Annotated in this window: 19 protein-coding genes; 9 read left to right on the top strand and 10 right to left on the bottom strand. The window is 65.1% G+C overall.

Features of this window, described 5'->3' with window-relative positions; all coding sequences use genetic code 11:
- Positions 1 to 289 precede the first annotated feature (289 nt).
- The 6 genes from KRX55_RS12125 to KRX55_RS11520 form a co-directional block, all read right to left on the bottom strand.
- Entirely contained in the window at positions 290 to 526 is a 237-nt protein-coding gene (locus tag KRX55_RS12125; RefSeq protein ID WP_370625848.1) for a nucleotidyl transferase AbiEii/AbiGii toxin family protein, read from the bottom strand.
- A gap of 369 nt (positions 527 to 895) precedes the next feature.
- Entirely contained in the window at positions 896 to 1,435 is a 540-nt protein-coding gene (locus tag KRX55_RS11540; RefSeq protein ID WP_218407872.1) for a hypothetical protein, read from the bottom strand.
- A 33-nt stretch (positions 1,436 to 1,468) separates the two neighbouring features.
- Positions 1,469 to 1,720: a type IV toxin-antitoxin system AbiEi family antitoxin domain-containing protein gene (locus KRX55_RS11535; protein WP_218407871.1), complete on the bottom strand. Its 252-nt coding sequence runs from the start codon at positions 1,718 to 1,720 to the stop codon at positions 1,469 to 1,471.
- 674 nt (positions 1,721 to 2,394) lie between these two features.
- Positions 2,395 to 4,992 (bottom strand): ABC transporter permease, encoded by a 2,598-nt coding sequence (locus KRX55_RS11530; protein WP_218407870.1) that lies wholly within the window; start codon positions 4,990 to 4,992, stop codon positions 2,395 to 2,397.
- 7 nt (positions 4,993 to 4,999) lie between these two features.
- Positions 5,000 to 5,773 carry an ABC transporter ATP-binding protein gene (locus KRX55_RS11525; RefSeq protein ID WP_370625846.1) on the bottom strand — a complete coding sequence of 258 codons (774 nt, stop codon included), beginning with the start codon at positions 5,771 to 5,773 and terminating at the stop codon, positions 5,000 to 5,002.
- A gap of 167 nt (positions 5,774 to 5,940) precedes the next feature.
- Entirely contained in the window at positions 5,941 to 6,936 is a 996-nt protein-coding gene (locus KRX55_RS11520; RefSeq protein WP_255567804.1) for a pseudouridine synthase, read from the bottom strand.
- On the opposite strand from KRX55_RS11520, the gene KRX55_RS11515 reads away from it, so the two are divergent.
- The 5 genes from KRX55_RS11515 (at position 6,935) to KRX55_RS11495 (ending at position 10,575) form a co-directional block, all read left to right on the top strand.
- On the top strand, positions 6,935 to 7,087 hold the full coding sequence (locus tag KRX55_RS11515) for a hypothetical protein (RefSeq protein WP_200256159.1): 153 nt from the start codon (positions 6,935 to 6,937) through the stop codon (positions 7,085 to 7,087). The two genes, KRX55_RS11520 and KRX55_RS11515, sit on opposite strands and share 2 nt — an antisense overlap.
- A 15-nt stretch (positions 7,088 to 7,102) precedes the next feature.
- Complete coding sequence (locus KRX55_RS11510) at positions 7,103 to 8,119, top strand: LLM class flavin-dependent oxidoreductase (RefSeq protein WP_218407867.1); 1,017 nt, start codon at positions 7,103 to 7,105, stop codon at positions 8,117 to 8,119.
- Between the two features lie 121 nt (positions 8,120 to 8,240).
- Positions 8,241 to 9,167 carry a universal stress protein gene (locus KRX55_RS11505; protein ID WP_218407866.1) on the top strand — a complete coding sequence of 309 codons (927 nt, stop codon included), beginning with the start codon at positions 8,241 to 8,243 and terminating at the stop codon, positions 9,165 to 9,167.
- A 278-nt stretch (positions 9,168 to 9,445) separates the two neighbouring features.
- The gene (locus tag KRX55_RS11500; protein ID WP_218407865.1) at positions 9,446 to 9,697 is read left to right on the top strand and encodes a GlsB/YeaQ/YmgE family stress response membrane protein; all 252 of its coding nucleotides are present in this window, start codon (positions 9,446 to 9,448) and stop codon (positions 9,695 to 9,697) included.
- Between the two features lie 317 nt (positions 9,698 to 10,014).
- The gene (locus KRX55_RS11495) at positions 10,015 to 10,575 is read left to right on the top strand and encodes a TetR/AcrR family transcriptional regulator (RefSeq protein WP_255567817.1); all 561 of its coding nucleotides are present in this window, start codon (positions 10,015 to 10,017) and stop codon (positions 10,573 to 10,575) included.
- On the opposite strand, the gene yidC is transcribed toward KRX55_RS11495, so the two are convergent.
- Entirely contained in the window at positions 10,563 to 11,891 is a 1,329-nt protein-coding gene (gene yidC, locus KRX55_RS11490; protein WP_218407864.1) for a membrane protein insertase YidC, read from the bottom strand. The two genes, KRX55_RS11495 and yidC, sit on opposite strands and share 13 nt — an antisense overlap.
- 138 nt (positions 11,892 to 12,029) lie before the next feature.
- On the opposite strand from yidC, the gene KRX55_RS11485 reads away from it, so the two are divergent.
- Both KRX55_RS11485 and KRX55_RS11480 read left to right on the top strand, forming a co-directional pair.
- Positions 12,030 to 12,869 carry a class E sortase gene (locus KRX55_RS11485; RefSeq protein WP_218407863.1) on the top strand — a complete coding sequence of 280 codons (840 nt, stop codon included), beginning with the start codon at positions 12,030 to 12,032 and terminating at the stop codon, positions 12,867 to 12,869.
- A 1-nt stretch (position 12,870) separates the two neighbouring features.
- On the top strand, positions 12,871 to 13,023 hold the full coding sequence (locus KRX55_RS11480; protein WP_198739140.1) for a hypothetical protein: 153 nt from the start codon (positions 12,871 to 12,873) through the stop codon (positions 13,021 to 13,023).
- Here KRX55_RS11480 and KRX55_RS11475 read toward each other — a convergent pair.
- The gene (locus KRX55_RS11475) at positions 13,020 to 13,622 is read right to left on the bottom strand and encodes a DUF2020 domain-containing protein (protein ID WP_218407862.1); all 603 of its coding nucleotides are present in this window, start codon (positions 13,620 to 13,622) and stop codon (positions 13,020 to 13,022) included. The genes KRX55_RS11480 and KRX55_RS11475 overlap by 4 nt on opposite strands.
- Here KRX55_RS11475 and KRX55_RS11470 point away from each other — a divergent pair.
- Together KRX55_RS11470 and KRX55_RS11465 are read left to right on the top strand one after the other, a co-directional pair.
- On the top strand, positions 13,621 to 14,910 hold the full coding sequence (locus tag KRX55_RS11470; protein ID WP_218407861.1) for a sensor histidine kinase: 1,290 nt from the start codon (positions 13,621 to 13,623) through the stop codon (positions 14,908 to 14,910). The two genes, KRX55_RS11475 and KRX55_RS11470, sit on opposite strands and share 2 nt — an antisense overlap.
- Positions 14,911 to 14,999: 89 nt before the next feature.
- Entirely contained in the window at positions 15,000 to 15,638 is a 639-nt protein-coding gene (locus KRX55_RS11465; protein ID WP_198736633.1) for a LuxR C-terminal-related transcriptional regulator, read from the top strand.
- A 209-nt stretch (positions 15,639 to 15,847) separates the two neighbouring features.
- On the opposite strand, the gene KRX55_RS11460 is transcribed toward KRX55_RS11465, so the two are convergent.
- Positions 15,848 to 16,186, bottom strand: coding sequence for a histone-like nucleoid-structuring protein Lsr2 (locus KRX55_RS11460; protein ID WP_218407860.1), 339 nt, complete (start codon positions 16,184 to 16,186; stop codon positions 15,848 to 15,850).
- Positions 16,187 to 16,731: 545 nt separating this feature from the next.
- Positions 16,732 to 17,370, bottom strand: coding sequence for a DUF6474 family protein (locus KRX55_RS11455; protein ID WP_218407859.1), 639 nt, complete (start codon positions 17,368 to 17,370; stop codon positions 16,732 to 16,734).
- Positions 17,371 to 17,401 lie beyond the last annotated feature (31 nt).

Raw genomic sequence — 17,401 nt, 5'->3', positions numbered from 1 at the left:
GCCGATGGTACTGCATGCGGGAGCGTGTGGGAGAGTAGGACACCGCCGACACTACAACTTCACATAACAGGCACCGGCCCGGATCGACAGGAACGTCGACCCGGGCCGGTGCTTTTTCGTGATTCAGAGTTTTCGGGGTGCGACAGTGTGGAGGGGCGCCAACCGCGGGCCGTTCGCACGGACATGCGCTGGAAGCTCCGGTTTCGCCGATTTCCCGAGGGCGTGTCCTATTGTCTCGGGCCCCGATGGTGTCCAAGATCTGTATCCGCGGTTGTTTGGGGGCCCGAAGTCAGAAGCCGGTGGCTTTGCCGGCGGGTAGAACGGAAGTCGTCCTAGACCAGCCACGACTGTTTATATCGACCAATACCCGCAACTCTTTCAAGGCTTTCCCAGGATCTGTCTGCGTCCGCCTGGCGAGATCGATGTCACGGCTGCGACGGCCCGAACCTATGGGCGGCAGAAGGCTCGTTCCTCCCTTGAGAACCCACGGACAGTAGCCATGGGAGAACAGTCTGGACAGGAACATGTCGAAGGCGAACTGGTGCTGGACATTCTCGGCGGTCACTGATTGCCTGCGAGCTTCATTACGTAGGTTCGCCATAAGCTGGGTTCGCCTGCGAACGGGTTCGGTAGGGCTCGTGGAACTCATTTCATGTCCTCATCCCGGACACGACGGGGATAGTTGTCGCTGTCTGCTGCGTCATCGCACGTTTCGATGGTCCCCCGATTCAGGCCGGAGGTACCCTTCCCCGGAGAGTCTCCGGTGTCGTGTATCCGCTCCAGCCAGCCCATCGGCGGATTTGCGTACTTCATTGTGTAGGCGGGCGGTAGCGCTGGCCGAGTTCAACGATGGTGGCCATCTGCTGTGCGAGTACAGTGCTGTCTAAAATGCTCTTCAAATCCCCTGTTCTCGCCAGAGCATCCTGGAACTGTGGCGACACTGGTCCCGGTGCCTTCGCCGCCTCCAGCCGGAGCCCGCCAGCCTGTTGCGCCAGTGAAGCCAGCGCTGCGGCGATCGCTGAATTATCGCCCATCGAAAATTCACTGATTTCAGGGTGTATTCCATCGACTCTGTCACGCTCTCATGCTCAGGGTAACGACGCAGTGACTCCGAAACCAGATCATCTCCCGAATCACAGCCATAGTGAAGGGCGTACGGTTCCAATACCCGGGCCAGCGTAGACGGGTTGAGACGATGATCGTGGATCGCGTCAGCGATGATGTGATGTAGCTGGTCCCCGTCGAGATGATCTTTGGCCATGTCGCGGATCGTTCGGGCGACAGTCGTCACGGGGATGCACGCAACAACGATCCATTCCGTATCGGTCAGGTCGGCGGTGCGGAGGGTGATGTCTGCGGCCGAGGATTGCTTGCGTTTCGACGAGGTGAACGTATGCGACGCAGGGGTGATATCCCCCAATTCCAGCATGCTCACCGCAGAGGCGTGGGAAACAACGATCGGGTTGCCCTAGTTCACACGTTCATCGGCCAGTACGGCTGGACGTGTCGACAACCACGCAGCCCGAATTTCAGTGAGCGGATCCTCCGCGACACTGGACAGGATATAGACCCCCCGACGGATGCGACGCAGAAAATCCCGCTGCGCCAGACGGGTCAGCGTCGTGGTGTCGATCCCCTCTTTCGCGGCCTGTGCAGAGACCAGACCATGCTGCAGGTAGGAGTAGGCGGCAAGTATGGGTTGAACCTCGGAAAAGCGCATGCGGTAGACATAGCAGCAAACGTGGGGATGAAGATACGTTTACTGCACTCTGGGTGCAGTAAACGTATCTTCATGTTACTTCTGTGAGCTATAAAAGCTACACAAGCACCATGGAGCGGCCACTTTTGAGTCCCGAATCCGACCAACCGCCATCGGGAGCGGTGCCGCTGCGCCAGTGGAAGCAGGAACCTCCGAAAACCACGTCGTCCAGCCCGGTGCCATCGAGTAACCCGGACATCACCTCATCATTCTGATGAGTGGGGCGGGGACAACCGTCTCCCCCCGAGCACATTTACGGTAGTCACCGACACCGGATGCGCAGGTTCAACAGCGTCCCCGACACTCTGTCCCGATTGGCCGGTGACTGGCTGAGCCTCCCGTAGGTTCGGCCGACGACCCTCTCCTCTGGTCGACAGGTGGGCGACTCCGCTGGTCGGAGGCAGACCACCTCCATCGCTCGTTCGACCGACGGAGGGCACGAGCAGATCGGCGGGTCCCCGGGACCCGTGGCAACTCTTCTTCCCGGATTGCCTCCCGTACCGGATGAGCCGGATTAATTGCGGGGGTGTCACCGTCCCGGAGGATCAGATGTGCCGGGGCACCAGGAGTACGAGAGGGAACGGACCGCCGGATTCCATCTCCGGTGATCCGTTCCCATCGGAGCTCTGGACCGGTCAGCGATCGCTGATGGCGTCCAGTGGTTTCGTCTTCGCCGCGCGGTGTCCCGGCCAGACGGCCGCGATCACTCCGACGACAGCGGAACCCACGAGCATCACACCCAGCTGGCCCCACGGAATGATGATGGTCTCGAGGGCGTCCTCACCGATGGTGCGGGTGAAGCACCACCCGAGGCCGAGACCGACCGCGGCACCGAGAATCGCGCCGAACAGCGCGATCACCACGGATTCGAGGTAGATCATCGTGCGGATCTGGCTTCGCTGGGTGCCGAGTGCCCGGAGCATGCCGATCTCACGCCGACGCTCGGTGACCGACAGTGCGAGGGTGTTGATGATCCCGAGGACCGCGATGATCACCGCGAGACCGAGGAGTCCGTAGAGGATGCCGAGCATCTGGTCGACCTGATTCGCCTGGGCGCCGGCGTACTCCTCCTTCGACATGACCTGGACGACGAGGTACTCCGCCATCGCATCCTCCAGAGCCCGGCCCAGCTCCTGGCTGTCTACACCCTCGGCAGCGTCGACGAGGATCATCTCGAGGCTCATCTGCTCTGTCGGGACGAGTTCCCTCGCCGCCGCGGTACTGACGATGCCGGGCCCACCGGCCTGCATCTCCTCGTAGGTACCGAGGACCGGGACGTCGAGACTGCCGGAGCCGTCGATCGTCGACAGGGTGACGCTGTCGCCGACGCCGAGTTCGAGATTCTTCGCGATCTCGTCGTAGAGGATCACGCCCTTCTCATCGTGAAGGTTGCCGGAACCCGAGCTGATGGTCACCTTCATGCCTTCGCCGGCGTCGAGGTTGAGATCGGCCACGGAGGTCTGTGGCGGACCGCCGAAGGACTTGGACATCGGGACGCCGTTGACCAGGAGGGGTGCGAGGAACACGCTGTGCGCCGCACCGACCTCGTCGAGGCCCGTGATCCTGTCCTCCACGGAGTAGGGGATCTTGAATGTGGATGTGTTCTGCCCCGTGACCAGATAGTCGGAGACGACCACGTCGTCGATGATGTTCTCGATGCTGTGCCGCATCGTCGCGCCCAGCATGCCGATCGAGCTCACCGTCATCAGACCGAGGGTCAGTGCGAAAGCGGTCGCCGAGGTCCGTCTCGGACTGCGGCGGGAGTTCGTCGAGGCGAGTTTACCGACCGCACCGAAGGGGGCGCCGATCACACGGCCGAGACCGCCCACCACCGGGATGGACAGTGCCGGGCCGATGAGCCACACACCGATGATGACGGCCAGTGCTCCGACCCCGACGAAGATCAGCCGGTGCTTGATCTCCTCGATGCTCGTGGTGAACGCGCCGAACAGGCAGGCCGCCGTGCCGGCTGCCACGATCAGGCCGCCGGTGACGGTGCGGACACGCAGGGAGTTCTGTGAGGAACTGTCGCCACTGCGCATCGCCTCGACCGGGTGGATCGATCCGGCGCGGCGGGCCGGGGCCCAGGCGCTGAGAACGGTGACGATGGCACCTACCACCAGCGGCACGATGAGGGTCGTGGGGGTCAGGGACAGGCCGCTGTCCGGTAGACCGATTCCCTTCTTCTCCAGCGCGAAGAACAGACCCTTGGACAGACCGACACCGAGGACGATACCCAGCGCAGAGCCGATGAGGCCGACGACAACGGCCTCCCCGATGACCGAGCGGGTGATCTGGGACCGCGAGGCACCGATGCTGCGGAGCAGCGCGAACTCGCGGGTCCGCTCCGCGACGATCATGGCGAAGGTGTTCGAGATGATGAACGTACCGACGAGGAGTGCGATAGCGGCGAAGGCCCAGAGGAAGTAGTTGATGAAGCTGAGCGCCTTCTTCAGTTCCTCCGTCTGTCGTTCGACGAGGACCTGGGCGTCATCGATGGTGTAGTCCGGATACTCGGAGCGGAGCTCCTCGACCACCGCATTGGTGTCGGTGCCGTCGGCGAGAACAACGGAGGCCGAATTAACCTTGCCGTCCGGGGCGTAGATCGGCAGGAACTGCTCCTCCGGCATGAGGACACCGATCCATCCGCCGGTGGCCGTCGGGAAGTCGAAGGTACCGACGACGGTGACCTCGAACTGGTCGGAGGGTGTGACCACCGTTACACTGTCGCCGACGCTGATGTCGCCGCGTTCCGCGGCGCTGGCGTTGACGGCCACCGTGTCGGTGTCCGTGGGCCAGTCGCCGTCGAGCAGCGTGACGGTGTCCGTGGCCTCGGCGTCGGGATCGAAGGAGAGTGCGACGGAGGGAGCCCCGCCCGTCTGGACCGCTTTGCCGTCGGTCCCCGCCAGGATGATCGGCGCGGGTTCGACCATGAGATCGACGCTCGTGAAGTCGTCGCGTTCACGGAGCTTTTTGACGTCGTCGACGCTGATCTGGCGGCCGACGCCCCGTTCGCTGGAGATCACGACGTCGACGTCGTCGTACTGGGTCGAGATGATCTTGGCGAAGCTGTTGGACAGCGACGTGGTGAACATCGACGAGCCGGCGATGAACGCCGTCCCGAGGACGACGGCGAGGATCGTCAGTGCGAGTCGGAGTTTGTGGGCGGCGATCGTCCGGAGGGAGATCGTCCGCATGGGTTTGCGCAGACCGGTGTGGGTGGATGTGCTCATCGTCGGCTCACAGCTTCTCGATGTCGGCCATCACGGTGAGGATGCTCTCCGCGGTGGGATTCTCGATTTCGTTGACGATCCTCCCGTCGGCGAGGAAGATCACCCGGTCGGCGTAGCTCGCGGCCTTCGCGTCATGGGTGACGATGACCACGGTCTGGTCGAGATCGTCGACCGCCGCCCGGAGAATGTCCATGACCTCGGACGAGGAGTTCGAGTCGAGATTCCCGGTGGGTTCGTCGCCGAAGATGATCTCGGGCCGTCCGATCAGGGCGCGGGCGACGGCGACGCGCTGCTGCTGGCCGCCGGACAGCTCGGTCGGGCGGTGATCGAGCCGTTCCGTCAGGCCGAGCCGCCTGGTCACCTCGTCGAACCACGCGCTGTCGACGGTACCGCCGGCGATGTCGACGGGGAGGGTGATGTTCTCTGCCGCGGTGAGGGTGGGCACGAGATTGAAGGACTGGAACACGAAGCCGAGCCGGTCCCGCCGGAGCGCGGTGATCCGGCGGTCGGGGAGGTTCGCGAGATTCGTGTCGCCGATGAATGTGGCGCCCTCCGTCACACCGTCGAGTCCGGCCATGCAGTGCATCAGGGTTGATTTCCCGGAGCCGGAGGGACCCATGATCGCGGTGAATTCACCCCGTTCGAGGGTGACTGAGACACCGTCGAGTGCGTTGACGACGGTGTCCCCGGAACCGTATCGCTTGACCAGATTCTCCGCCCGGGCTGCCGGTATGCCGCTCGGGGCCTGTTCCGCGGGTGAGGTGGCGGTGGAAGTGCTCACATTCTCTCCTTGGTGATTCTCACGCACAAGGCGCTGATATGCTGGGCTTTTCTTTTGTCCGGAGACCTCACTCCAAGCCTAGACTTTGCCGTTGCGGAAGGGTACAGGGAAAACCCCTAGGGGCTTCCCCGGTTCCGGTCCATCGGTGGAGTGTCGTGGAAGGGCACTCAGTCGGTTACGGCCCTGAATGTGCGCGGTTGTCCGTTGATCGGATCGGTGAATTCGAGGATGGTCGCCGTGAGGTGCATGGGGACGCGGAAATCTTCCGCGGCCTCGGGGAGAACTTCCGGGTAGAGCGGGTCCCCGAGGATCGGTGCACCCGCCGTGAGCATGTGCAACCGGAGTTGGTGGGTGCGCCCGGTTTCCGGGTGGAGGGTGTAATGGGCCTGTCTGGGGAGCGGCCCGTGGACGGATTCGAGGGTCATCTGTTCGGCGTCGGACACGGGTCTCACCGAGCTCAGGACCGTTCGGGCGTTCGGCTCCCCGCCCTCGAGGTACGCCTGCAGCCGGCCCCTGGTCTTGTTCATCCGGTGCTCCCACGTGACCGGGCCACGGGCGACGGCATCTGCCAGTTCGGGGAGGTGGGCGGCTGTGGCCCGGTAGGTCTTGCGGACTCCCCGGGACGAGAACAGTTGCTGGTAGGCGCCGCGCACGGCCGGGTCGCACGTGAGAACGAGAACTCCGGCCGTGAGCCGGTCGAGGCGGTGCGCCGGGGTGAGGTCGGGGTTTCCGGTGGACCGACGGAGCCGGACCACCGCGGTCTCGGTGATGTGGCGCCCGCGCGGCATCGTCGCGAGGAAGTGCGGCTTGTCGACGACGAGAAGGTGCTCGTCGTGGTGGATGATCCGGCACTCCCCGGGGACGCGGGTCTCGGGGGCGGGGGTGCGGTAGAACCAGACGTCCTGGCCGGGGCACAGCACCCTGTCCGGGGGAAGTCGCCTGCCCTGTGGATCAACAACCTCGCCGGCGTCGAAACGCGCGCGGACGGCGTCTGCGTCATCCCCGGTTGCCCGGTGGGTCTGGGTGGTGATGAGCTCCGTGATGAACTCGAGGGCCGTCAGGGGCGTCGCATCGTCGGGCAGTCGCGCACGGGACGGGTTGAGGCCGTCGCGGATCGGTAGAGGTGCCTGTCGGCGGCGGCGCTGTACTATCCTTTGGCCCATGGACATTAATACTCTCATGGCTCAGGTGGCTGATTTCTTCAGCCACGGAATCGGCAGAATCATCGGCGACGTGCTGCGGGCCGTCTACAACTTCCTCTACCCGGCCAACGCCGACGCGGCCCGTCTCCCCGAGACCGCGGACGCCGCGTAGGCATCGGCCGCCCGGATGCGCCACCGATCGCCGGCTCTCTCCGTTCTGGATCTCGTCCCCGTGTCCGAGGGATCCGGTCCGGCAGAGGCGATCCGGGCCGCGTGCTCCGCCGCGAGGGTCGCCGAAAGACACGGCTACCGCCGCTACTGGTTGGCCGAGCACCACAATTCTCCCGCCCTCGCCTGTTCCGCGACAACTGTTCTCCTGGGGACCGTCGCGGCGGCGACGGACACGATCCGGGTGGGCTCCGGGGGGATCATGCTGCCCAACCATGCACCGCTGAAGATCGCCGAGGATCTGGGCACCCTGGCGGTCATGTACCCGGGACGGATCGACTGCGGACTCGGTCGTGCGCCCGGCACCGACCCACGTACCGCGGAGCGGTTGCGCCGGGGCTCCGCGGATCTCGTGGATTTCACCCGGGACGTGACCGAACTCCACGGCTATCTCGGGCCGGCCACGGGAGCTCCGGGGGAGACCGCCGTCATCGGTCGTGGTGCCGGAGTCCGGCTGTTCGTCCTGGGATCATCGACGGGTGGCGCCCGTGCCGCTGCTGAACTGGGACTTCCCTTCTCCTTCGCCAGCCACTTCGCGCCCGATCAACTGCACGAGGCGCTCGCCGTCTACCGGGGGAACTTCAACCCGGACGCCCCCACCTCCCAGGTGCCGGAACCGTGGGTCAGTGCCGCGGTGAATGTCATGGCGGCCGACACGACGGCGGAGGCCCGGCGCCAGCTGCTCACCCTGCGGCACTCGTTCGCCGGGGTCCTCACCGGCCGGAGGGGAGCGCTCGTCGCGCCCGGGGACACCGCGGAGCTGCACCCGATCCTGCGGTCCCGCGTCGACCATTCGCTCCGTGTGACCGCGTGCGGGACAGCCGTCGAGGTCGTGGATCAGCTCAGCGACTGGGCCGCCGCACTGGAACTCGACGAGATCGTCACGGTGACCTACGCGCATGATCCGATGATCCGCCTCCGCTCCCTGGAGATCGTCGGTGAGGAGTGGGCCAGACGGAACGGCGGGAGCGTGTGACGGGCATTTCATCCTCCTCCCCCGGAGGTGGCGCGCGGGTAGGCTGGGGGGTGGAAATGGTGCACGATACGGGCACCGGACAGAGGCCGGATGTGGTCCGGCGGGAAAGGTCGTGATCGGGATGACCCAGCACACCAATGACAGGAACACGCGGCGCGAGGACATCGTCGTTGTTGCGGTGGATGGTTCAGAGGCGTCGAAGGTGGCGGTACGGTGGGCCGCGAACACCGCGGACAAGCGCGGTGTTCCCCTGCGCCTCGCGGCGAGCTACACCATGCCCCAGTTCCTCTACGCCGAGGGCATGGTCCCGCCGCAGTCCATCTTCGATGAACTTCAGGCGGAGACGATGGAGAAGGTCGACGAGGCGCGTGCCATCGCCCATGACCTCGCCCCCTCCCTGAAGATCGGCCACGTGGTGGCGGAGGGCAGCCCGATCGACATGCTGCTGGAGATGTCGCCCTCGGTGACGATGATCGTGATGGGCTCCCGTGGTCTCGGGGGTCTGAGCGGCATGGTCATGGGCTCGGTGTCGGCGGCTGTGGTGAGCCACGCCAGCTGCCCCGTCGTCGTCGTCCGCGAGGACTCCGGGGTCCGGGACGACACCCGGTACGGCCCGGTGGTCGTGGGTGTCGACGGGTCCGGTACATCCCAGAAGGCCGTCGAGTACGCGTTCGCCGAGGCCTCGGCGCGGGGTGCGGAACTCATCGCCGTGCACACGTGGATGGACATGCAGGTGCAGGCCTCCCTCGCCGGACTGTCCGCGACGCAGGAGCAGTGGGCGACGATCGAGAAGGAGCAGGAGGTTCTTCTCGCGGAGCGGCTCGCCGGTTTCACGGCGGAGTATCCCGATGTGACGGTCAGGAAACTGGTCACGCGGGACCGTCCGGTCCGTGCGCTGTCGGATGCCGCGCAGGGGGCACAGCTCCTGGTCGTGGGTTCCCACGGCCGGGGAGGGTTCAAGGGGATGCTGCTCGGTTCGACGTCCCGGGCACTCCTCCAGTCGGCCCCCTGTCCCATGATGGTGGTCCGCGGGCAGTCCGAGGACTAGCTGTTCCGTAACGGCGCTGGCGGGATACCCCCGTCGACGCCGTCGGGCTTCACTTTTCCTGAAGCCCCCGGGGGCAGGTAACGCTGGGGTTGCAGTAGCAACACACTTTGGTGCCAACGTCTGCTCCAGGTTTACCCGGGGACGATGGACACATATGTTGATTGGTGTTCACCATTGCGGTTCTTTTACCGGTGCAGCGTCCGGGCCTGATGCGGTCACCGGATCGATGTCACCGGCCGGATCCGCAGACCACAAAAACTCAAACCAAGGAGATCACAATGCCCGGACTTACCTTCCTCGGCTGGATCATCATCGGCGGACTCGCAGGCTGGGTCGCTTCCAAGATCAAGGGAACCGATGCTCAGCAGGGTCTGTTCCTCAACATCGTCGTCGGTGTCGTCGGCGGTCTTATCGGCGGCTGGCTGCTCACCCTCCTCGGGGTGAGCGGTGGCGGCTGGATCTTCAGTTTCCTCACCTGCCTCGTTGGTGCGGTGATCCTGCTTTCGATCGTCCAGGCGATCCGCAAGTAGCCCTCCAGTCTGCTGACGTCCGAGAAGTGGCCGACACCCGTGAAACCGGGTGTCGGCCACTTTTGTGCGGGCCCGTACCCCGGCTGATTGTGGCCGGGGTATTGTTGTGATGACGGGTCTGACCCGGGGTCCGACATGCGCCGGATCCCGCCGCCTGCGGCTGTGCAGCGGGGCGGGGGCCGGACACCGCTGACGAGCGCAGGAAGGATGTGGGCGTCATCGCAGCCGCGACAACCAAGCCCGATAAACCAACCGGTCGGTCTACTTCAAAGGGACGGACCGGTCGTCGCCGCAACCGGCCGAGTCCCCGGGAGCGGCTGCTGGCGAGTGCGACCAACCTGTTCACCACGGAGGGGATCCGGGTGATCGGGATCGACCGCATCCTGCGTGAGGCTGATGTCGCGAAGGCGTCCCTGTATTCGCTGTTCGGGTCGAAGGATGCTCTCGTGATCGCCTATCTGCAGGACCTGGACGAGAAGTCACGTGCGGACTGGGCACGGCGGACCGCGGAGATGACGGATCCGGTGGACAAGATCCTCGCCTTCTTCGACCAGGCGATCGATGAGGAACCCGGCCAGGATTTCCGCGGCTCGCACTTCCAGAATGCCGCCAACGAGTACCCGCGTCCCGAGACCGAGAGCGAGCGGGGCATAGTGTCGGCCGTGCAGGAACACCGCCGGTGGACACTGCAGACGATGGTGGACCTGCTGACCCAGCTCAACGGTTACCCCGGTACGACCCAGGCCAACCAGCTGCTGATCTTCCTCGACGGAGGTCTCGCCGGCGCCCGGCTGAATCGCAGCGTCGAACCGCTGCAGACCGCGAGGGATCTGGCCAAGCAGCTCCTCATGGTTCCGCCCGCGGACTACTCCATCTGATCGGACCGGCGGGACGGAGGCTCCTCGTCACCGGTGTCCCCCGCGCTCCGGGCTGGGGCGTCGGCCGGAGTCCCCGCGTCAGCGGCCGGCGCGTCGGCCACACCGGGGTCGGCATCCGGAGACGCGTCCCCGGGGGAGTTCCCGTCGGCGCGCCCATCCGGTTCTCCGCCGGCGGGCGGTTTCTTTTTGTCGGCCTTCTTTTCCTCCGTTTTCCTGCGCTGCTTCTCCCGGTCCCGTTCCCGGGCGGCTTCACGCCGCTTCTTCCTGGCCTCTCTCTTCGGCGCTTTCAGCGCTTCGGCCTCGGCCTTCATCTCTCTGCGGACCTCGACATTCTTGCGGTGGAGTCGCCGGATCCGGTGGGGCAGGACCAGCATGAGCAGTCGACGTCGGCGGATCCCCCAGCGGGCGGCGCGGGCCCTGCGGAGACGGGCACGGACCTGTCGTTTCGACTCCTCCCTGAACTTGGTGAATTCCTCGGTGAGCGGGTGCTTCCGGTCAAGGATGAGATTGAGGATGATGGTCTGACACATCGTCCACAGATTTCCGGCGAACCAGTAGAGCGCGATGGCCGCGGGCACCGGGCCCTTGAGCCCGAATGCCAGCGGGAAGATCGGGACGATCACGGCGAGCGCGATCATGAACTGCTGGATCCGGCGGGCCACAGTGCTCTGATGGTCGAGGGTGATCTGGGTGCGGTAGATCGACACCAGCATGTTGATCGTCATGAATACCGCGGCCGCGATCAGGAACGGCAGAACGAAGTTGAAAACCGTGTCCCGGTTGGTGTCCAGTGCCGTGAGCTGATCAGTGGACATCGCCGGGTACGCCGGCATGGGCACCCCGTTGATCCGGCCGTGGAGGAAAGTCTCGATGTCGGTCGGCGTGAGGAACCCGATGGGCTGGTGCCGGGCCGCGTCGAGTCCGTCGGTCGGGCGCGCCATCCGGAGCAGCACCTGGTAGAGCCCGATGAACACGGGCAGCTGGATCAGCGCCGGCACGCATCCGCCGACGGGTGAGTAGCGGTGCTCCTTGTAGAGCTCCCTGCGCTTCTCGCTGAGTTCCGAGTTGGCTTCCGCGTCGGTCCGGAGACCGTACTCCTCTTCCAGCGAATGCAGCTTGGGTCTCAGGTTGACGAGGATCCGGGTGGATCTGTACTGCGCCCACGCGAAGGGGAGGATGATGAGCCGGACCGTGACGATCAGGCCGAACAGCGAGAGAAGCCAGGCGAGGGAGTCATCCAGCCCGATCCAGGAGTGGAGCGCGATGTGCCAGAGCTTCATCACACCGGAGACCGGGTAGATCAGGATATCGAGCATGGCGGGTGGTCATTTCCTCGTACTGTCTGGGGAGCCTGCCCGGACAGGCAGGAGGGCCGTCCATGATCGTAACCCAAGCACGGCACGGGAACGGAGTGACCACCGGACGGGGGAGCACCGGCGCTAAGATGGTTGACCATGAGTCACCGTGCGCCTGATCCGTCACCGCAGTCGTCGACCTCATCCCGCGGTTTCAGCATCATGGAGTTTCTCGGTGAACTGCTGCTGACGGCCGGGGTGCTGCTCCTCCTGTTCGCGTTCTACGAGTCCTACTGGACGAACCTCGAGGCGAGCCGCGAACAGGACCGCGTCGCGTCGAATCTCGAGCAACGGTGGGCCGGGGCGCAGGATGATGGTCCCCGGGAGAATCCCCGGGTCCGCCGGGAGCTGGCACTGGGCGAGGCGTTCGCCCGCATGTACGTCCCCTCCTTCGGCCCCGACTTCCACTTCGCGATCGTCGAGGGCACCGAGGACGCTGATCTTCTCGCCGGCCCGGGCCGCTACACCGACACCCAGATGCCGGGCCAGCCGGGCAACTTCGCCGTGGCCGGCCACCGCGTCGGCAAGGGCGCGCCATTCAACGACCTCGGGAACCTCCGCACCTGCGACTCGGTCGTCGTCGAAACCCGTGATTCGTGGGACATCTACCGCATCCTCCCCGTCGACGGCGCAACCGGGGAACAGCGGCGCGCGGCGGCGAGCGCATGTCTCACCCCGGGGCAGGTCGAACGCGTGGTCACGGGGGACTACGCGGGCGTCGAGGGCAGGCTCATCACGGTTCCCGGAGATGTGTCGGTGATAGACCCGATCCCGGGCCGGCCCGACATGGTCGCCGATCCGCACATGGAGGGACTGATGACGATGACGACCTGTCATCCGCGGTTCTCCAACGCGCAGCGGATGATCGTGCACGCGATGCTCGTGCGTACCGACCCCAAGCAGGACGGCTACCGTCCGGTAGAGCTGGAGGAGAACTGACATGTACGGATTCATCTGGCGGCACATTCCCGGCCCCCGGCCGGTGAAGATCCTGGTGGCGCTGCTTCTCCTCGTGGCGGTGTTCCTCCTGCTGATGGAGGTCGTCTATCCCTGGGTGTCCACCCTGATGCCCTACAACGATGTGTCGGTCTAACCCAGTCCGAGTTGTCCGATCACCCGCTCCGCGACGAGCTGCGGTTTGATCGACTGCTCCTGATTGGAGAACACCACCACCGCGGTACGGTCCTTCTGCACCGCGTACAGGGCGTGCCCGTTGCCACCGAACCGACCACCCGACCAGCCCTCGGGCTCCTCCGCGGGGTCGGTGGAGGCGATCGGTGCCGCCCAGTCGACCACGGCGGTGGCCGAGTCGACGGAGTCCATGTGCCGGACGATGACGGTCAGCTGCGGCTCCTCGGGATAGGACCAGTAGACGCAGGCCGGGGTGTCGAAGCGTTCATCGACGCCGACGCCGGTCACGCGCTGGCCGTTCGTGTCCGCGACCCACTGAGTGTCGAGGTAGGGGCAGTCCGTCCGGGATTCGCGGCCACCCGGGATCACCGGCATCGCATCGACCGGGAGCCCGGAGTCGCGGGCTGGCGCGGCCGGAACCCCGGACGGTGCGTCGCCCGTGGGGGCCTGCCCGGGTGCGGAGGCCGCGGGCGCCGGGGCCGGGTTCTCGGCCACGGAGCCGCAGCCTGCCACGGCGAGGAGAGGCAGCAGACTGGACAGTGCAAGTAAGGTACGGCGCATGGGACTTAGCGTAGGGACCGAAGCCGCCGACCGCACCTCGGGTGCTCCCGGGGAGAAGAGCATCCGGCAGGGTATCCACATCCTCACCGGTGTGCTGCTGGTCGTCGTGGCGTTCGCCGCGGTGAAGTCCGGGCCCCTGCAGCTGCTCATGACCCTGGCCCTGTGCGCCGCCTTCTCCGGGATCTACATCCTCGGTTCGCGGTTCCGGGACACCATGTCGGGCGGGAAGAGCCAGATCTGGTTGCTGGCGCTGACGCTGCTGTGGGTGCTGCTCATACCGATGCAGCCGACCGCGATCTATCTCGTGTTCCCGCTGTACTTCCTCTACCTCCAGGTCCTGGACGACGTCCGGGGCGTGATCGCGGTCATCGGGGCGACGGCGGTCTCGGTGTTCTCGCAGTGGCCGCACCTCACGGCGGGCGCGATCCTCGGGCCGGCCGTGGCCGCGTTGGTCTCCATCGGCATCGACTACGCGTTCAAGACGCTGTGGAAGGTCTCCGCCGAACGGGAGGAGCTCATCGCGGAGCTGCTGGAGACCCGTTCCCAGCTCGCGGACACCGAGCGGGCGGCGGGTATCGCCGCGGAGCGGCAGCGCATCGCCCACGAGATCCACGACACCCTCGCCCAGGGGCTCTCCAGTATCCAGATGCTGCTCTACGTCGCGGAGCAGGAACTGAAGAAGACCGGGATCGGTGATGATGAGGCCGAGACCATCCTGAAGCGCATCGACCAGGCACGAACCACCGCGGCGGACAACCTAGGGGAGGCCCGGGCGATGATCGCCGCGCTGCAGCCGGCGGCACTGTCTCGGACATCGCTCGAGGGTGCCCTGCACCGGGTGGCCAACGGGATAGTCGGCACAGAGGTGACGATCGCCGTGGAGGGGGATGAACGCCAGCTCCCGATGCGGACGGAGGCGTCGCTGCTGCGCATCGCGCAGGGTGCGATGGGCAACGTCGCGAAACACGCCGACGCGGGCCGGTGCCACGTCACGCTCACCTACGACGAGGATGAGGTCCGGCTGGATGTCGTCGATGACGGATGCGGCTTCGATCCGGCGACGATCGGGGAACGACCCCGGGGACTGGGGCACATCGGCCTGGACGCCATGCGACAACGTGCCGCGGAGCAACACGGTACGCTGACTGTTGAATCTGCGCCGGGACAGGGAACCGCGGTATCCATCGCGATTCCGGTGGACGATGACACACACGGTCCGGCGCGACGTGCCACGGCGCTCACGCAGGTCGAGGATCCCGGTACGCACCCGGAGGAGACCGGCCGGTAGTGCGGCGCGACCGGTGGACAACCCCGGATCCGTGCGAGAAAACCGCGAACATACCGTGATAGACACAAGGGAAGAGACGTTAGTAGACGATGATCAGAGTCTTGCTCGCTGATGACCATGAGATTGTCCGGCTGGGTCTGCGTGCCGTGCTGGAGGAGGCCGATGACATCGAGGTCGTCGGTGAGGTGGCGACCGCGGAGGGTGCGATCGCGGCCGCTCAGGCCGGCGGCCTCGACGTCATCCTCATGGACCTGCGCTTCGGGGCCGGAGCGGAGGGCACACTCGTGTCCACCGGCGCGGACGCGACCGCCGAGATCAAGCGGACGATGAAGAACCCGCCGAATGTTCTGGTGGTGACCAACTACGACACCGACGCGGAGATCATGGGCGCGATAGAGGCCGGCGCCGTGGGATATCTGTTGAAGGACGCGCCGCCGTCTGAACTGCTGGCTGCGGTGCGTTCCGCGGCTGAGGGTGACTCCGCGCTGTCGCCTGTGGTGGCGAATCGTCTGATGACCCGCGTCCGTACCCCCCGTACGTCACTCACCCCGCGGGAACTCGAGGTTCTCAAACTGGTCGCCGCGGGTTCCTCGAACCGGGAGATCGGGAAAGTCCTTTTCCTTTCCGAAGCAACCGTGAAGTCGCACCTCGTGCACATCTACGACAAACTCGGTGTCCGTTCCCGTACTTCCGCGGTTGCCGCGGCACGGGAACAGGGAGTGCTGTAGCAAATCGGGCTCATGTCCGGTGGTCGGACTGCGACAACTGGGGAATAACTGGATAAATGGTGAAGAACTTCTGGGAATAACCGCGAGCCGCAGTGTTCATTCGGTGGTTTCCGGAAAAAGGAGAAACGGTTGACCCGGTGTAACCGGTGTCAACCGTTTCTTTTACCGTCGCCCGGCGAACAACCGGGGCGGAACTGCCGTGCAATGCCTCAGTTGGCGGCGTTGAAGGCCTCGACGATGTTGTCCGGGATCTTGCCGCGGTCGGCGACCTCGTAACCGTTCTCCCGGGCCCACTGGCGGATCTCCTTGGTACGGTTCCGGGATCCGCCGCTGGAGCGGCGACGCTGGCGGCTGCTGCCGCCGGTGCGCTTGCGTCCGACCTCGATGTAGCGCTGCAGGGACTCGCGGAGCTCGTTGGCGTGCTCCTCGTTCAGGTCCACGGAGTAGTCCGTCCCGTCGAGGGAGAAGTGCACGACGTGCAGCTCTTCCTCGGAGAGGGGGGTCTTGGTCAGATCGTCGAAGTACTGGGTGATTTCCCGTCGTGCCATACCGTTGACTCCTTCATATTCATGGTCGTGACCCGTGATGGGTACACGGAGAGCTGATCGTGTTCTGTCCGGGCACGTTCCGGTGCCCGAGTAGGTGGAGTGGATGGGTGTACATCTGTTTCGTTCGCCTTGTCGACTTCCGATTCGACCGGAGATTTCCGGTTTCGCTGAGGAAGGCCGATACACGAAGATATATGCGGATATACACCCTTACTCGCCGCTTTAAATGAAGGTTATACGATTTCGGTACTTTTCACAATGTGCCCGGTGCAGCTGTGGATTATTGATTCCTGTCTGGTGTGAGAACTATCGCTGTTCCGAATTAATTGTTGACCAGTTGTTTCTGAGAGATACTGAGGGTTTCATGATGAAAGCCGTGGATTGAATTTGAATCGTGGCTGCAAATGGATCGGTCTCAGTGGTGGAACAGTGACCCCGCCCACCGGGGCTCGGTCGTACGCGACGTTCGTCGTGTTTCCCGGCAGACGAAAAGGCTGCCGCCGCCCCGCGGGAGGAGGGGTCGGACGACAGCCCGGGGGCCGGGATCAGCTCCGGCTCTGCAGGCGATCCTGGATCTGTGCGGCGAGATTGTCGAGCTCCCGCGCGACGGTGCTGTGGCTGCGGCGTCGCTGCTGGGGAGCCAGGTATTCGGCGTTGTCCACCGCACTGGCGAGTTCGTCCAGCCGGTCCTTGGCGTCGATCCGGAAACCCGAGGCGACGGGGGCGGACTCGAGGTTCTCCCGGATGCCGTCGATACGGGCCTTCAACGGCGCGCCGTGTCCGGAGTACCGGGCCAGCTGCTCCGTGGTGACGCCGTTGCGACGCGCCTGCTGCTTCTCGAGCTGCTCCCGGACGAGGGTGAGACCCCGGTAGACCAGAGGGAGAGCCAGCGGAACGACCATCCGGGCGGCGGCGGCATAACGGCGCACACTCTGCGTGTTGAACCGCCCCTGCCGGATCTGCGCCAGCTGGTTCTGCGCCATCTTCTTCTCGTGACGCCGCTTGGCCTTCAGCCCCTTCTTCTCCGCTTTCAGCAGTTCCTTCTCCTGCTTGGCGAGGATCTTGGAGCGCCGGTGGTTGAGTTTGGCGGTCTGCTTGACCTCAGACTTTGCGCGGGCCTGCGCGGCCTTGATCTCCGCCTTGGTTCTGGCCCGGTTCTTGCGGATCGCCTCGAAAATGCCCATGGTGTCTGTCTGGTCTCCCGTTGATGTTGTC

It is taken from the genome of Corynebacterium sp. TAE3-ERU16 (genome assembly GCF_019209935.1).
Lineage (GTDB): Bacteria > Actinomycetota > Actinomycetes > Mycobacteriales > Mycobacteriaceae > Corynebacterium > Corynebacterium antarcticum.
Note: the sequence above shows the minus strand (reverse complement) of the source record. Positions and strands in the feature narration are given on the sequence as shown.

Bases quoted from the DNA above. Each gene is read 5' to 3' on its own strand.
- KRX55_RS11475 (WP_218407862.1), bottom strand. From the start codon at position 13,622: ATGCGCCGTACCTTACTTGCACTGTCCAGTCTGCTGCCTCTCCTCGCC.
- KRX55_RS11505 (WP_218407866.1), top strand. From the start codon at position 8,241: ATGACCCAGCACACCAATGACAGGAACACGCGGCGCGAGGACATCGTC.
- KRX55_RS11460 (WP_218407860.1), bottom strand. From the start codon at position 16,186: ATGGCACGACGGGAAATCACCCAGTACTTCGACGATCTGACCAAGACC.
- KRX55_RS11465 (WP_198736633.1), top strand. From the start codon at position 15,000: ATGATCAGAGTCTTGCTCGCTGATGACCATGAGATTGTCCGGCTGGGT.
- KRX55_RS11520 (WP_255567804.1), bottom strand. From the start codon at position 6,936: ATGGGCCAAAGGATAGTACAGCGCCGCCGCCGACAGGCACCTCTACCG.
- KRX55_RS12125 (WP_370625848.1), bottom strand. From the start codon at position 526: ATGTTCCTGTCCAGACTGTTCTCCCATGGCTACTGTCCGTGGGTTCTC.
- KRX55_RS11515 (WP_200256159.1), top strand. From the start codon at position 6,935: ATGGACATTAATACTCTCATGGCTCAGGTGGCTGATTTCTTCAGCCAC.
- KRX55_RS11485 (WP_218407863.1), top strand. From the start codon at position 12,030: ATGAGTCACCGTGCGCCTGATCCGTCACCGCAGTCGTCGACCTCATCC.
- KRX55_RS11535 (WP_218407871.1), bottom strand. From the start codon at position 1,720: ATGCGCTTTTCCGAGGTTCAACCCATACTTGCCGCCTACTCCTACCTG.
- KRX55_RS11480 (WP_198739140.1), top strand. From the start codon at position 12,871: ATGTACGGATTCATCTGGCGGCACATTCCCGGCCCCCGGCCGGTGAAG.
- KRX55_RS11455 (WP_218407859.1), bottom strand. From the start codon at position 17,370: ATGGGCATTTTCGAGGCGATCCGCAAGAACCGGGCCAGAACCAAGGCG.
- KRX55_RS11510 (WP_218407867.1), top strand. From the start codon at position 7,103: ATGCGCCACCGATCGCCGGCTCTCTCCGTTCTGGATCTCGTCCCCGTG.
- KRX55_RS11530 (WP_218407870.1), bottom strand. From the start codon at position 4,992: ATGAGCACATCCACCCACACCGGTCTGCGCAAACCCATGCGGACGATC.
- KRX55_RS11470 (WP_218407861.1), top strand. From the start codon at position 13,621: ATGGGACTTAGCGTAGGGACCGAAGCCGCCGACCGCACCTCGGGTGCT.
- yidC (WP_218407864.1), bottom strand. From the start codon at position 11,891: ATGCTCGATATCCTGATCTACCCGGTCTCCGGTGTGATGAAGCTCTGG.
- KRX55_RS11500 (WP_218407865.1), top strand. From the start codon at position 9,446: ATGCCCGGACTTACCTTCCTCGGCTGGATCATCATCGGCGGACTCGCA.